Raw genomic sequence first — 15,322 nt, 5'->3', positions numbered from 1 at the left:
AATTAAAGATCCAGGTATTCTTCATTTCCCGGCAGATTCATAATTCTGTCAATAGGATAAATAAACATATCATCGAAATCATTTAAAGCATTAATGATTTGGAAATGCGTGAATTGCTTTATATTTTGTAGAGTGATTTCCGCTTCTTTGATTTTTTTCTGCTTTAAAAGATGTTGTCTTTGTACCCCGTTTAAAAGGTAGGTGCTTGGGGTAAACCATTCCTTACCTTTTAAAAATAAAAGATTGGAAAAAGAAGTATCGGTGATATGGTTGTTTTTAATGATAATGATTTCCTCAGCTTTAGATTTCATCTTCATTTTATCAAGCTCTTTCCGGTCTTCAAACTTAAAAGAATAATCGAAGCTGTTGTTTTCTACCAGCTGAAAATCATGTATTTCAGGAATCGCATACGGAATCATCTGAGTCCGGACTCTTTTATCCAGATCATAAGAAACCCTGAGCTTAAATAAGCCGTCTTCATCATGATGGAGATTTTTGTAAATTTTGACCAGGTCAATAGAGTCTTCTTTCCCAAAGTGGGAAAAAGTTTGATTAACACGCTTTTGATGTAGGTCCGATAGAAAAATTTCCTGATCTTCTACTTTAATACTTTCAATGAATTGGGACATAAATTTTGTTTTTCATTTCCTGATATTCGTCTTCTAATTTACTCATGTGTGTGATACCGCCTCCGCTTTTGAAGTAAAGTTGCTCTCCTTCTTTTTCAATAAAGCGTATCATCACACAACTGTCAACATTTTCGCCGTCAAACCAGCCGCAAACTCCCGTATAATATCCTCTGTCATATCCTTCTGCTTCCAGAATGATTTCCAGGGTTTTGGGTTTTGGAGCACCCAGAATTGATCCTGCAGGAAGCAATTTTTGCATTACACTTCCCAGCTTTCCATTAAATTCAGGTTTTAAGGTTCCTGAAATTTCAGAACTCATGGCGTACAGGTCTTTCTGCTGAGTTTTAATAAAATCAATATGCTGAAACTGATCTACCTTCACATCATCTGCCACCATGCTCAGATCATTACGGAGAAGATCCACCACAGTATAGTGTTCTGCCTTCTCCTTTTTATCATTCTTTAAAATTTCTGCGGCGTTTTCTACAGAAGCATCAATAGTGCCTTTCATGGGAAAGGTCAAAATTTTACCATCGATAATCTTGACAAAAGTTTCTGGAGAAAAAAATACAAAAAAATCTTTATAAAAAACTTTATACTTTGCATTTGACTGATAAAAAATTTCTTTTAGGCTTAAATTGGTCTGGATTTTAGTTTTTCTGGTGTAATTTACCAAATAAGAATTTCCCAGACGAATATTTTTTTGAACTTTTTCAAAGCCTATTTTAAAGCTTTCCTGTGTTTCAGGAAATGATTTCCATTCAATTTTCTTGGGTAATTCCTGTTTATTTTTTATAGTTGAAAAATGTTGAAAATCAATAAGTAAGCCTGATTTTTCTATTTCGTCTTCTTTATATATTTCGACATTCTGAGACAGGAAGTCGATAACGAAAAAATAAGGAACTTTCTGAAGAGAAAGCTCATCCATTTCTAGAAATTTTTGATGATTCACTGAAAACATTCGGCAAAAATACTTATTGATGTTTACTTTTGCATAAAATTTTTATGATGCAGAATAAATATCCTCAGAAACCGGGACTAGATTTTATATTGAAGCAGGCTTTTTTTTATTGGAATAAAACTCTTTTATTTCAGCTGATGTTTTCGATCTTTTATTTTGGGATTTTCCTTTCGGTACTTTTTTTCTTTGATTCAAGATATGCTATTCTAAGCCAATATGCAGAGGCTGCGAAGTATGCAAAAGACGGAATGGAGATATATTCCGCACAGTTGGCAAAAATGATGTCCAATGATGGATTTCAAAAATTTTCGTGGGCTATCATAGGAACTACTATTTTTCTCTATCCCCTGAATCTAGGGTTTTATCAGATTTACAGAAAGCTTGATCTTAATGAAAAACCGGAATTAAAGGATTTGCTTGTTGGATATAACGGCATTAATTTTTTTAAATATATAGGATATTATATTTTTTGGTTCTTTGTATTTGCCTATACTTTTCAGACCATTATTTTGGGAATCATCTGGGTGCTTATTACGCTGTTTGTAGCCCCGATAATGTTCTTTACCGATAAAAGGATTTTTGAGGCGATTTCTTTAAATCTTAAAGCACTGAGAATGTATTTTCTTGAAATATTCGTATGTGCTATAGTGGCTGTCCTTTTCAAATACATCGGATTCACTTTGTTTTTTGTAGGAGGTCTTTTTACTTTTCCTTTTTGGAATGCAATGATTTATTCTCTTTATAAAACAGCTTTTTCTGAGCAAAAGTAAATTTCAATAGAGTTTAATGTGGTTTTTTTATCAAAAAAAGTTAAATTTGGTAAAAACCATTAAAATATTAAACTATGTCTGAATTTAACGAATTTGATCAACAAGGCTCTGTACCGAATAGGGATACAGGATCAATAATTTCACATGCATTTGAAATGTATAAGGGTGTTTTCGGCTATGGAATTGTCGCGATGATAATTTATCTTGTCGGAGGATACATCATACAAACACTTACAGGATTTAATTCTGCGTCCATGATGGAAGAAATGAGAAGTTCAGGAGGTGACTTCAGTTACTGGAATGCTCCCGGCCTTCCGATGTATATGACATTCTCCGGTATTTTTGGTATTTTATTAGCTCCTTTATATGTGGGGTTAATCTACATTGTTAATAAATTCAACACTAAAAGCCAGATTGAGTTTTCAGATCTGTTTATAGGATATCGCCAGAATTTTGTAAATATATTGATTTACAGTATTCTGTCAGGAATTATTTCTTCTGTTGCAGCAGCATTATGTTTCTTTCCGCTTATTTTTGTTTATCCGTTTCTTTTACTAGGATATCCAATTTTATTATTTGAGAATGCATCAGCTACTGAAGCATTAGGAAAGTCTTTCAATATCGCAAAAGAGAATTATGCTGTTTTCCTATTGGTAACACTTTTAGGGGGGATTATTTCTTTTGCAGGGATTCTTCTTTGTGGAATTGGAATTATTTTGACGGCTCCATTTATGATGGTTGTGATGTACTCTGCGTATTGTGCATTCCTTGGAAAACCGAGACAAATCATGTATAAGCAGCAATAAAAACAGGAGTAATTAATGATAAATAAAGACAAACAAATAAGCGGTGTTGCTATAAAGCAGGTCTTCTTACTGGTGATCATTGTGGTGCTGGCAGGCTTGATCTGTTTCAATCTTGCATTATTTATACCTTCTGTTTTAGGTGCTATTACGATTTATGTCGTTTGCAGAAAATATAACTTTTACCTACAGGAAGAGAAAAAATGGAAGCCTTCACTTGCCGCATTTGCATTGATGTTTGCCAGTCTTATTATTCTGATTTTACCCATCTATTTTATTGCAGACCTGATTATAGATAAATTGGGAAATGCACAGGCTTATATGGCTAAATTCAATGTGTTTTTAGATAAAATACACTCATATATTTACTCAAAAACCAACTTTGATATTCTTAGCCAGGATAATATGAACAAGCTGAAGAATTCTGTTGGAAAAGTTTCAACTTCTGCACTTAGCGGGACGTTTAATACCCTGACAGTAGTAATGTCCATGTATTTTATCCTGTACTTCATGTTGGAGAAGCCCAGATTATTTGAAAAAATTCTTACCTCTTCAGCCCCTTTAAAAAGAGCTAATATATCTTTAATAGGCGAGAAAATGCGCAAGCTGATTATGGCCAATGCTATTGGTATTCCTGTAGTGGCTATAGGGCAGGGGATCGTTTCGCTGATTGGATACCTTATATTTGGTGCACCGGGTGCTGTCTTGCTTTTTGCCCTGACAGCCGCTGCCTCAGTAATTCCCGTAGTGGGAACCGCTATAGTGTATGTTCCGGTCTGTATCTTTATGATTGCTGAAGGAAATACAGCACAGGGACTTGGGTTGGCTATTTACTGCGTAGTAGTGGTAGGGCTTACAGATAACCTTCTTCGCTTTACCCTTTTGAAAAAACTGGAAAACATTCATCCTTTAAATACCGTATTTGGAATTATTATGGGAATGAATCTTTTTGGCTTTATGGGGCTTATTTTTGGACCCATTCTGATTTCGCTTACCTTACTTCTGGTTCAGGTATATAGAAATGAATTTTCGGACGAAGATACACCTCCGGATCTGGAAATACCTGATCAGGGAATAAAAGAGAATAAATTAATTTAATAAGTGAAAATTTGGAAGGAGTAAATTCAGAAATACTAAAAGAAATCTGTGTAGTAAAAATGCCTTTCGGGAAATATGAGGGGACCATTCTCGCTGATCTTCCGATAAGCTATCTTGAATGGTTTAACAGGACCGGAATGCCTAAAGGAAAACTGGGAATGCAGCTCTCAACCGTTTATGAAATCAAACTGAATGGATTGACGGATCTTTTGATTCCAATCAGGGCAGCGGTGAGAAATGGAAGATAATACACGCAGATCATAAGATAAACTTACGGCGGCATCTCTGATGCCGCCGTAAGTTTTTATATAAATATTGTCCGATTCAGGCTAATTAGCTTTTTAAAGCTGCGATCTCATCCCTCAATTTGGCTGCCTTGATAAAGTCAAGGTTTTTAGCTGCTGCTTCCATTTCTTTTTGTTTCTGACCGATCATTTTTTCTATATCTTCCCCTGCATAGCTGGCTTTTACTTCGGCTACTTTCTGCAGAATTTCTTTCTGGGTATATTTTTCGTCTGGGAAGTCTTTGCTTCTTCCTACAAGATTTTCAGATATTTTTTTGTTTAAGGCTGTTGGCTTAAGTCCATGGTCGTCATTATACTGCATCTGTTTTGCGCGGCGGTATTCGGTTTCATCCAAAGTAGCCTGCATGGATTTGGTGATTTTGTCAGCATACATAATGGCTTTTCCATTAATATTTCTTGCGGCACGTCCTACCGTTTGTATCATTGATCTTCGGCTTCTCAACATCCCTTCTTTGTCGGCATCAAGAATAGCGACCAATGAAACCTCGGGTAGATCTAAACCTTCTCTCAATAGATTGACACCAATCAAAACATCAAAAAGGCCTAAACGCAGATCCTGCATAATCTGGATACGCTCCAGGGTCTCAACGTCAGAGTGGATATATCTTGTTCTGATTCCAAATTTTACAAAGTATTTAGTAAGTTCCTCTGCCATTTTCTTGGTGAGCGTTGTCACCAGTACTCTTTCATCAGCATCAGCTCTTTTCTGGATTTCTTCCATTAAATCATCAATCTGATTGAGGCTGGGTCTTACTTCAATAATAGGGTCAAGAAGTCCTGTGGGACGGATGATCTGTTCAATATAGGCTCCTCCGGTTTTTTCTAATTCATAGTCTGCAGGAGTCGCAGAAACATAAACCACCTGATTTTGTATCGCTTCAAATTCCTCAAACTTCAACGGCCTGTTATCCATTGCTGCAGGTAATCTGAAGCCGTATTCTACTAATGATTCTTTTCTGCTGCGGTCACCTCCATACATGGCATGAACCTGTGGTACAGTAACGTGGCTTTCATCAATAACCATTAAAAAGTCTTTTGGAAAATAATCAATCAGGCAGAAAGGTCTTGTTCCCGGAAGCCTGCCGTCCAGATATCTTGAGTAATTTTCGATTCCTGAGCAATAGCCAAGTTCTTTAATCATTTCAAGATCCAGTTCGGTTCTTTCCTGTAGTCTCTTAGCTTCCAAAGGTTTTCCGATAGAACTGAAAAAGTCTACCTGTTTTACCATATCATCCTGGATATCCTTGATCGCTCCGTTTAATGTTTCTTTAGAAGTCACAAAAAGGTTGGCAGGATAGATCTGAATCTGTTCAAAATTGGAATCTACATTTCCGGTTACAGGATCAAAACTCTGGATTTTTTCAATTTCATCACCAAAGAACTGTATTCTAAGTGCATTGTCGGCATAAGCAGGAAAGACATCTATGACATCGCCTTTCACGCGGAATGTTCCTCTTTGGAATTCATTTAAGGTTCTGGCATATAATGCACTTACCAAAGAATGTAAAAGGGCAGTTCGGGTTACTTTTTCACCAATTGCTATGGAAATTAATGATTTGTGAAATTCTGTGGGATTTCCAATACCGTAAATACAGGAAACGGATGCTACAATCAAAACATCTCTTCTCCCGGAAAGCAGGCTGGCGGTAGCAGAAAGACGTAATTTTTCAACTTCCTCATTAATACTCAGGTCTTTTTCAATATACGTTCCCGTAGTAGCAATATATGCTTCCGGCTGATAATAATCATAGTAACTTACAAAATATTCAACAGCATTTTCGGGAAAGAATTCTTTAAATTCCATGAAAAGCTGGGCGGCCAGCGTTTTATTGTGAGCCAGTACTAAAGTAGGTCTTTGTACATTTTGTACCAGATTGGCTACTGTAAAGGTTTTTCCTGAGCCCGTTACCCCAAGGAGAGTTTGGTATTTCTCACCGATATTGATTCCCTCGGTAAGTTTTTCGATAGCCTGTGGCTGATCTCCGGTAGGTTTATATTCTGATTGAAGCTTAAAATCCATAGAAAAGAATGTATACAACAAAAATACGAAAGAAATTATTAGACAGGATAAAGTTTTGAAGACGAATGTCTTGATTGTAAAATTTTAACTTATTGGTGATCTTTCGTTTCTTTTCTTATTTGAGAGTATGCTTATGAACAAAAGATGCTTTCTGAGTTTCTGACCAGCTTGTCTCTCCTTAAGTATTTCCCAAAAAAAAGCGCTAAATATATAGCGCTTGTATGTTATGGTTTTGAAAAAGAGAGCGTGGCAGGGAGTTTCACTACTGCTGCTATGGCTTTTCCATTTTGTGTGCCGGGCGTCCAGGTTACTTCATTACCTATGGTGGTGACAGCTTTAAAAAGCTCATTGTTAAACATTTCATTATCGCCTGAAGTGGTTACTTTGGTGGTTTTTCCATTTTCATCAATGTAAATATAAGCAACTGACTTAATGACTCCTTTTAACGTTTCCATTTTACTTATATCCATAGTGTTGACTACTTTTGCGCGAAGGGCCTGATGTCCTCCAGGGTATTGCGGCTCTACATTATGATCATTGGAATTTGAAGTTTTCTCGGTTAGTGTGTTTTTATCCTCGTTGCTTTCTGCTACAGTTTTCTTTTTGGGTGATAAGGTGTCTGCTTTGGTTTTGAAACTTTCCTTTTGAAGTTCTGTTACTGGAAGTGGTTTCTCATTTTTAACACCTTCATCAGAAGAATATATGGCTTTATCTATATGCTGTGGCAGGACATTTTTTGAGGGGTGTAGCTGTTGGGTCTCTGTATTTGCCCCGCTAGGATTATTGGCATAGGTTTTTGATGTGAATGCCATAAAAGCGGCCATAAAAACAGGTATACTTGCAGCTTTTTTAAATAGAATCAGTTTAGATTTTTTAGTGGTCATCATAATAAAACGTTTTTTGGTGTTGTTAAAATTAAAAGAATGGGTCAATGCTGGATTTTGACTGCTGATAATTTCATCTAAAATTAAAGCCTGATAGCTTTTAACGTTGAAATTATTTTTTAAAACAGCCTCATCTGCTAGAAATTCATGGTTGGTAAGCATTGCTTTTTTATAGAGGAAAAGAACCGGATTAAACCAGGTGAATATTTTTACTATTTCCATACATGCAATGTCAATACTGTGTTTCTGATCGATATGACTCTTTTCATGCAAAAAGATTCTTGAATCAATGATATTGCCGGTGATATAGTTTTCTCCTAAATAAATAGTATTCCAGAAGCTGAATGGAGAAATCCTTTTTTCAGTAGATACAATATGATAATTCAAATACGTGATTCTTTTTCCTTTTATTTTTTTTATGGCCCGGATAGCCAGAATACTTCTGACCAGTAGAAAAGCAGTGATGACTCCATAAAGGATCCATGCGATAGTCATCCCGTCAAAAGAGCTTTCCCCGGATGGTGTCAGAATGATCTGCTGTGCCGTTTCTTCAAACGTCAGCGAAGCTGTTTTTTCTGGTTTTGGAAGCGCTGTTGTAATTGAAATAAAAGGGACTGTATAAGAAAACGCTAGGGAGAACAGTAAATAAAACCTGTTGAATCCGTACATTTTTTCTTTTTCCAAAAACAAGTAATAGATTGCGATCAATAGGGATGAGCAAATCATTATTTTTAGAACTATAGCAATCATTTTTCTAGTCTTTTATCTGTTGATCTATTATTTCACGAAGTTCTTTCAGCTGTTTTTGGCTAAGTTTGGCATTAGAAGTAAAAAAAGAGGCAAACTGCGTCACCGAGCTGTTGAAAAAACGGTCAATCATGGAAGTCATTTCTTCCTTGAAATATTCCCCTTTCTCTACTTTTGGATAGTATTCACGGGAATTTCCATAGAGTGTATACCCTACCAAATCTTTATTCTGCATTCTTTTCAGCAGTGTGGCAACAGTGGTTGCAGCCGGTTTGGGTTCAGGATAAGAATCTAAAATATCTTTCATGAAAATCTTCTTTTTTTCCCAAAGAATTTCCATAAGAGCTTTTTCTGAATCAGTTAGTTTTATTTCTTTCATTCTACAATGTTGTAATTTGTTCTACAAATGTAGAATAAAAATTTTACTGTGCAAATTTTATGGCATTATTTTTCCATTCATTCTCATTAATTAATCCATAATATCATGAAAATCAATCAATTTTATATCCCACTGCTTAGTGTTTTTTTTATTTTGTCTTCGTGTAAGAAGGCTAATGTGAATGCTCAGCAGGTAGGAACAGATGGCAGTGTAGAAACGGAAAGTCCTAATTCGGACTATAAACCTGCATTTAAAGGACAGACGAGGATTAAAGCCATAAAAACAACAACTCCTTATCATGTTGAAATGGTAAATAAAGACCTTGGAAGACCATGGGGCATTATCAATCTGCCGGACGGAAAATTTCTCATTACAGATAAGAGAGGCTATATGAATGTCGTTTCACGAGACGGGAAGCAGGTTTCTAAAGTAGAAGGATTTCCGAAAGTAGATTCAAAAGGGCAGGGAGGAATGCTGGATGTTGCTCTTGATCCGGATTTTAAAACCAATAATATCATTTATTTCAGTTTTTCAGAACCGTTTGGAAAGGGAAATCTTACCTCTGTAGCAAAAGGCAGGCTGTCCGGAGATCTAAAAACGGTTTCTGATGTTAAGGTGATTTTCAGAGCAGAGCCTTCTTATGATGGGGATAAGCATTATGGAAGCAGACTGGCATTCGATAAAGATGGATTTTTATTTGTAAGTACGGGTGAAAGGTCAGATAGGGAGACAAGGGTTTATGCTCAAAAAACAGATAATTATTTGGGGAAAATATTAAAAATTACCAAAGATGGAAAACCGGCTCCCGGAAATCCGTTTATAGGTAAACAGGGCTACAAACCTGAAATTTACGCGTATGGTATCAGAAATCCACAGGGAATGGCCATTGATCCGAACGGAACATTATGGGATGTTGAAATGGGGCCGCGTGGTGGAGATGAAATAAACCTTATACAGCCCGGTAAAAATTATGGCTGGGGAGATGTAACTTATGGGATTGAGTATTCCGGGCAAAAAGTTGGGGAAGGAATTACACAGAGAGAAGGTACGGAACAGCCGGTTTATTATTGGGACCCTGTGATTTCTCCCAGTGGTATCACTTTTTATACAGGAAATATTGAAGAATGGAAAGGAAATTTATTTATAGGATGTCTGAGTGGAGAACACATCAACAGAATAGTAATGAAAGATAATAAAGTGGTAGGTGAAGAACGTCTTCTGGCAGATCAGAAAGAACGGTTCAGGGATGTTTTGGATGGAATGGATGGTAATCTGTACGGAGTGACAGACAGTGGAAAGCTCTATAAAATTTCAAAAAAATAAAACAAAAACTCCTGAAGCTGTTTCAGGAGTTTTGTTTGTTTGTATGTCGGAAGCAGAAAGTTCTGAATGTTTTAGGTGAACTTATGAGTGAGGAGCTGTTGCAAGTATGTGGCTATACGCTATTCACTAACTTACCATCTCCTTACTTTTAACCGCTGTTAAAACTTAAAATTAAGTCGGGCAAAAACCTGTCTTCCGGCAAATCCCATTTGCACAGGATCAAAAATTCCTCCGGCTTCAGTATTTCCGCTTGTTACGTGAGCAGATTGTAATGTAGGATATCTGTTAAATACATTTTTGCTTCCTAAAGTCAGATTGATGCTGTTAGAGAATTCATAACCGAACGATAAATCAGTGGTTACTTTAGGGTTGTATACCTGTTCCGAATCATCATAGCCGATTAGGGTTACCTTATCAAATCTTACCATCTGAAGATTAACATTGAATTTGCTGATTTTATAGTTGAGGTTTAAATTAACTTTTGTTTTCGGTGCAGAAGCAAGAATGAAAGCTCTTTCTCTGGGACTTAAATAAGTGTCTTCTTTGCCTTTCAGTTGTTCAGAAGTATTCACCTGGGTAATCTCCATATCATTATAATTTCCGGCTAAAGTAGCTGTCAGTTTTCCTGGCCCCAGATTTTCACTGTAGCTTAATATGACATCAATACCTTTAGTTCTGGTATCTATAGCATTAGAAAAGAATTGAACCTGGTCTATAAAAGGATATTGTTGTTGAAGTTCTGTCGGAAGTTCTGCTCTGGGAAAATAACCGGTCAAAACGATTCTGTTTTTTACACTGATATAGTATCCATCCACGGTTGCCGTAAATTTTCCGGTATTGAATGTAAATCCTGCGCTTCCATTTACAGAAGTTTCCTGCTTAAGTTGATCAATTCCCAGTTTATTGGCCAGATCACTATCATTGGAAGCCAGTTGTATGGTGACCAACTGTCCACCCTGAAAGTTGGTAAACTGTTGGCTGTAGTATTTCTGTGCTAAAGAAGGAGCTCTAAAGCCTGTAGAAACGGATCCACGAAAAGCAAATTGTGGGGTGATGGCATAACGAGTGGCAAATTTACCATTTAATGTACTTCCAAAATCACTGTAATTCTCAAATCTTCCTGCTACACTGATCATCCATTTATCCGTTACATCAAGCTCGGTATCAAGATAGGCAGCAAAATTGTTTCTGTTTTTACCTAAATCAATAGAATAGCCGGGAAATCCTTGTGAACCTCCTGGCCGGTAACGTACAGGACTGGAGCCAGGAACTGTTACCCATAAATTTTGAGGGGTATCTGCTGTAACTACATTTCCGTTGATATCATACATTGCGTAGGAAGCCTCTTCACCTTTTATAATATCAAATTTTTCATATCTGAATTCAGATCCGAACGCTATATTAAGTCCCTTCAGAACTTTAAATTGTCTAACGGCGTTAAAACCTGTTGTGTTTTGCAAAAGAGAGTGTCCTCCTGCATTAAAGCTAGTGGGAGATTTTGCACCTAGAGTTGCATTAAGAGTTTGATCGATTTGATAAGTAAATCTGTTATTCCCAAATGCATTATAAAAGTCTATGTCCCAATTTTCGATGTTGAATTTCAATCCATTATCAAACGTGAAATCCGTGATGCTTGTATCTTCAATAGGATTGAATCCATTTGGATAAATGGCAGGGATATTTTTGTCATCGTCCGCCGTTCTTGTCCATGCATAGGCTTTTGTATTTCTATGAGAAAACCCTTGACGAGAATAGAACTTCAAGCCATCAGATAATGGCAATTCGATATTTCCAAAAAAGTATATATTTTGAGCTTTCGCATCTCCAAAGCGTTGTCTTGGAGCGGGCTGAGGGTCGTTGTAAATATCCGGATTTGCATTTCTTATGGCATAATCTTTATTGATAAATTCTGCAGTGAAATTTCCGAAGCCTCCTTTTGAGCCTATTTTTGTTCCTAAGTTTCCATTAAAATTGAAGGTGGTCCCATCAATTTTATGGTCTGAGACTACATCATTATTTCCAGGGCTTTTAAAGAGGTTCATTCCGTAAAAAGCATTCCCTTCAAAACCTTTATCGCGATCATTAAGAATTACATTGATAACCCCTGCTATAGCATCAGAACCATATTGTGCAGAAGCTCCGTCACGCAGAACTTCTACTCTTTTAATAGCCCCGATCGGAATGGTGTTCATATCATATCCTGTATTTCCTCTTCCTTTGGTTCCGAAAAGATTGATTAGCGAAGACTGATGGTATCTTTTTCCATTGAGTAATAACAGGGTTTGATCAGGGCCCAACCCTCTTAAAGTAGCAGGGTCTACCGCATCAGCGCCATCCGATCCGGATTGTTTATTGGAATTAAAAGAAGGTGCGGCAAACTGCAGCAGCTGGTTGACTTCTACCTGACCTGTTGCCTGGCTTACCTGCTTAATGTCAATGACGTCTATGGGAACAGGCGTGTTGATGACCGTTCTTTTTTTATTCCGACTTCCGGTAATGGCAACTTCCTCTATTTTTGACTCCTTGGCAATAGTATCATGTACTTGCTGAGCATAAGATAATGAAGAAGCACTAAGAAAAATGACGCTGATGTATTTTATTTTCATATTTGAGACTTTGGTTGGTGATTGTCTCAAAATTATTAATTTTTATTTTTAAATCAGTATTAAAATTGAATATTCGTTATGAATATTTTAAATTTATTGAATTCTGTATTGGTTTTAGAAAAAAAATAACTTATTATTAATTTTTGATGAATATTTTTAATATTAAAAGCTTTTTATTATTCTATTCAGTCCTTCTTCCAGGATTTCTTGTGAAGTAGAGAAACAGATCCTGATATGTCCTTCTGCTCCTTTTCCGAACCATCTTTCTGAACCCGGTACAATAGCTACTTTACCTTGATCGAGAACATGTTTGGCAAATTCATCGCTGGACATTCCGTTTTTAATTTGGGGAAATAAAACAAAAGTAGCTTCGGGTAGATGAGGTTGCAGAACCTCAGAGCTGCTCAATATTTGGAAAGCAAGATCCCTGTTATTCTGTAAATGTGTCAAAAATTCCCTGTACCAGGGCTTGGCTTTTTCCAGCGCTACACTTGCTGCAATCTGTGATAATGTAGAAACTCCTTCTATGGTTGAGTTGAAATTTGATTTTTCTACAAAATCTTCAAAGACATCCTGATCATTGCATAAAACAGCCCCAATTCTGAGCCCTGCAATACCAAATGATTTTGAAAATCCATATACTGTAAAACTTTTTTTCTTTGCTTCTTCTGAGACGGATGAATAGGTGTGAAAATCTTTGTGGTCATAGACGATATCGCTCCATATCTCATCACTCATCACCCATAGGTTATGAGCAGAAGCAATTTCAGAAATCTTTTTTAGCGTCTCTTTGGAATATACCTTTCCGAGTGGGTTATGGGGATTGCATATACTGATAAGTTTGGTTTTTGGGGTAATCAGTGATGTCATTTTTTCAAAATCAATAGCTCCGGTTACGGTATCTACAGGGCACAATACAGCCTTTCCACCCACTGCTTCCACGGATTTTTTAAATAGAAAATCTACAGGATCCAGGATAATAGCTTCTTCTCCCGGTTTCAGAACATAGGAGGCAATTAAAAACATCCCCTGAGCTGCGCTGTTGACGGCAAGCACGTTTTCGGGCGTGAAATTTCCAAATTTCTCTGTATTGAAATGCTCTGCTACATTCTTTTTAAACTCCGGAAGGCCGGAAAAAGGGCCATAGCTCAGATAGCCATCTTTAATGTATTCAATGATACCCTGTTCAATTTCAGGAGCTGTTCTGAAATCCGGATCCGCTGCGGTCAAAGGAATAATTCCATCTTCCAGGGTTGCCCATCTTCCGTTGTAGGCTTTTCTTTTCAGAGCTTCAAAATTGATATCGTTATTGGTGAACATATTTTTATTTATAAGAGATTGGTAAAATGTTTTTAGAATGTTGGTCTAGCGGAAGTAAAAACTGATTAAGTAAAGCCCTTCCGTTGGCAATATGGACTTCAATTTCCGGCTTTCTTTCTGCTTCATATTTTTGGAAGGCCTCACCTGTGTTTTCTTCCTCAATTAAGTGTTTAGTCAAAGTGAACGAGTCCTTTAGTGCTGAGGTAACTCCTTGGCTTGTAAACGGGATGAGTGGGTGTGCGGCATCTCCGATAAAGACAACATTATCCTGATAAAAAGGATTAAGTTCCTCCAATTCATATACTTGCCATAAATGGGCGTTTTTATAACTGGATTCTTTGATAATAGATGAGACTAAAGGGCTCCAGTCCTTAAAAAGTTCAGTCATGTATTTTTTAAGACTGCCTATGGAGCATTCTTCACTGATCTTGTATTTTTCACTGTCAAATTGTGAATACCATAGAATAGAATCTGCGGAAAGTTTGAGGATTCCGAATGTCAGTCCGCCCTCTTCCAGGTGGAATTTCATAAAGTTGTTTTCAATGCAGGCTGCTATTTTTTCGTTTTGAATGATGTTGACAATTTCGTTTTCTCTTACAAGCCTCAATTTTTCATTCTTAAAAATCTCCCTTCTGATGCGACTTCTGGAACCATCACTAATAATAGCAATGTCTGAATCGATATCAGTGCCGTCAGGAAGTTGGAGTTTTCCTTTTTCGTCATAAGTTAACGTTTTTTCATACGTTATTTTGTCAGGAGAAATATTTTGAGTTAAAATATTGATTAATGCATGTCTGGAAATCACAAAAACATCATTAAGATCTTTTTCGGCAAGAATTTTTCCTTTGTGAGAGTATTGTATGTATTTTTTTAGAAAATTTCCATGGTTGAAAAGGAGTTTGGGGTCTATAATCTGTGAAAGATATTCAATTCCCTCTTGTGGGAGTAGGAATCCGTGACCTGCTAAATCTTCTTTTTTCCTTCTTTCATAAATATGATAATCAATATTGTGCTTTTCTAAGTAATTCGCCATGCTTAAGCCGGAAATACCAGCGCCCACGACAGCAATTTTCTTCATTTCGGAATAACGGATTTTTCAGTTGGTGTTTAATTACTTTTCGCAATCTATTTTTAGATAGGTGCAAATGTAAATCAAAAACATTCATGATTTGAAAAAAATAAAGTAATTTAATTCTGAATTTCTGAAAAATAAAACGAAAAGCATAGTACTTTGTTTCTTTTAAGTTGAACATTTTCATTTGTTTATGTGAAAAATGGACGATTATCCGGATAATAAAAAAACCGGAAGAAATTCCGGTTTTGTTTTTATGCTTTTTCAAGGTGAACTGAAATATTTTTTTAGTTTTTGATTTAAATTGAATTTCAATTATATGTTGAATTATTTAGATATTTATTATCTAAATAAGCTAATTCGTAAACAATTTTCATTCATTTAAAAAAAATTGTAGTTTTGGAG

General features: G+C 36.4%; 13 protein-coding genes. 5 read left to right on the top strand and 8 right to left on the bottom strand.

Going from position 1 to position 15,322, the window contains the following annotated elements; translation table 11 throughout:
* Positions 1–2: 2 nt before the first annotated feature.
* Together DRF57_RS03610 and DRF57_RS03605 are read right to left on the bottom strand one after the other, a co-directional pair.
* The gene (locus tag DRF57_RS03610; protein ID WP_047489653.1) at positions 3–629 is read right to left on the bottom strand and encodes an aminotransferase class IV; all 627 of its coding nucleotides are present in this window, start codon (positions 627–629) and stop codon (positions 3–5) included.
* A complete protein-coding gene (locus tag DRF57_RS03605) occupies positions 613–1,590 on the bottom strand; it encodes an aminodeoxychorismate synthase component I (protein WP_115916959.1) in 978 nt (325 codons plus the stop codon). Before DRF57_RS03605 ends, DRF57_RS03610 begins: the two co-directional genes overlap by 17 nt.
* Positions 1,591–1,634: 44 nt before the next feature.
* On the opposite strand from DRF57_RS03605, the gene DRF57_RS03600 reads away from it, so the two are divergent.
* The 4 genes from DRF57_RS03600 (at position 1,635) to DRF57_RS03585 (ending at position 4,509) form a co-directional block, all read left to right on the top strand.
* Positions 1,635–2,360, top strand: coding sequence for a hypothetical protein (locus DRF57_RS03600; protein WP_047489649.1), 726 nt, complete (start codon positions 1,635–1,637; stop codon positions 2,358–2,360).
* Positions 2,361–2,434: 74 nt separating this feature from the next.
* A complete protein-coding gene (locus tag DRF57_RS03595) occupies positions 2,435–3,166 on the top strand; it encodes a hypothetical protein (protein ID WP_047489646.1) in 732 nt (243 codons plus the stop codon).
* 15 nt (positions 3,167–3,181) lie between these two features.
* Positions 3,182–4,261, top strand: a complete 1,080-nt coding sequence (locus tag DRF57_RS03590) for an AI-2E family transporter (RefSeq protein ID WP_047489645.1) — start codon at positions 3,182–3,184, stop codon at positions 4,259–4,261.
* A gap of 11 nt (positions 4,262–4,272) precedes the next feature.
* Positions 4,273–4,509, top strand: a complete 237-nt coding sequence (locus DRF57_RS03585; protein WP_047489644.1) for a DUF3820 family protein — start codon at positions 4,273–4,275, stop codon at positions 4,507–4,509.
* Between the two features lie 85 nt (positions 4,510–4,594).
* Here DRF57_RS03585 and uvrB read toward each other — a convergent pair whose 3' ends face one another.
* The 3 genes from uvrB to DRF57_RS03570 all read right to left on the bottom strand — a co-directional run bounded on the left by uvrB (position 4,595) and on the right by DRF57_RS03570 (position 8,596).
* Complete coding sequence (uvrB, locus tag DRF57_RS03580; protein WP_047489643.1) at positions 4,595–6,586, bottom strand: excinuclease ABC subunit UvrB; 1,992 nt, start codon at positions 6,584–6,586, stop codon at positions 4,595–4,597.
* Between the two features lie 224 nt (positions 6,587–6,810).
* Positions 6,811–8,220, bottom strand: a complete 1,410-nt coding sequence (locus DRF57_RS03575) for a M56 family metallopeptidase (RefSeq protein WP_115916957.1) — start codon at positions 8,218–8,220, stop codon at positions 6,811–6,813.
* 4 nt (positions 8,221–8,224) lie between these two features.
* Complete coding sequence (locus DRF57_RS03570) at positions 8,225–8,596, bottom strand: BlaI/MecI/CopY family transcriptional regulator (RefSeq protein WP_047489637.1); 372 nt, start codon at positions 8,594–8,596, stop codon at positions 8,225–8,227.
* A 105-nt stretch (positions 8,597–8,701) separates the two neighbouring features.
* Between DRF57_RS03570 and DRF57_RS03565 the strand changes: the two genes are divergently transcribed.
* Positions 8,702–9,919 (top strand): PQQ-dependent sugar dehydrogenase, encoded by a 1,218-nt coding sequence (locus tag DRF57_RS03565; protein WP_115916955.1) that lies wholly within the window; start codon positions 8,702–8,704, stop codon positions 9,917–9,919.
* Between the two features lie 158 nt (positions 9,920–10,077).
* Here the strand turns inward: DRF57_RS03565 and DRF57_RS03560 are convergent, their stop codons facing one another.
* The 3 genes from DRF57_RS03560 to DRF57_RS03550 form a co-directional block, all read right to left on the bottom strand.
* Entirely contained in the window at positions 10,078–12,525 is a 2,448-nt protein-coding gene (locus tag DRF57_RS03560) for a TonB-dependent receptor plug domain-containing protein (protein WP_047489629.1), read from the bottom strand.
* Positions 12,526–12,687: 162 nt separating this feature from the next.
* Complete coding sequence (locus tag DRF57_RS03555; protein WP_115916953.1) at positions 12,688–13,845, bottom strand: pyridoxal phosphate-dependent aminotransferase; 1,158 nt, start codon at positions 13,843–13,845, stop codon at positions 12,688–12,690.
* Positions 13,846–13,849: 4 nt separating this feature from the next.
* Positions 13,850–14,923, bottom strand: a complete 1,074-nt coding sequence (locus DRF57_RS03550) for an FAD-dependent oxidoreductase (RefSeq protein ID WP_047489624.1) — start codon at positions 14,921–14,923, stop codon at positions 13,850–13,852.
* Positions 14,924–15,322 lie beyond the last annotated feature (399 nt).

It is taken from the genome of Chryseobacterium rhizosphaerae (assembly GCF_003385455.1).
In the GTDB taxonomy this organism is placed as follows: Bacteria; Bacteroidota; Bacteroidia; order Flavobacteriales; family Weeksellaceae; genus Chryseobacterium; species Chryseobacterium rhizosphaerae.
The sequence above is the reverse complement of the archived record's forward strand: the minus strand, read 5'-3'. Positions and strand labels throughout refer to the sequence as shown.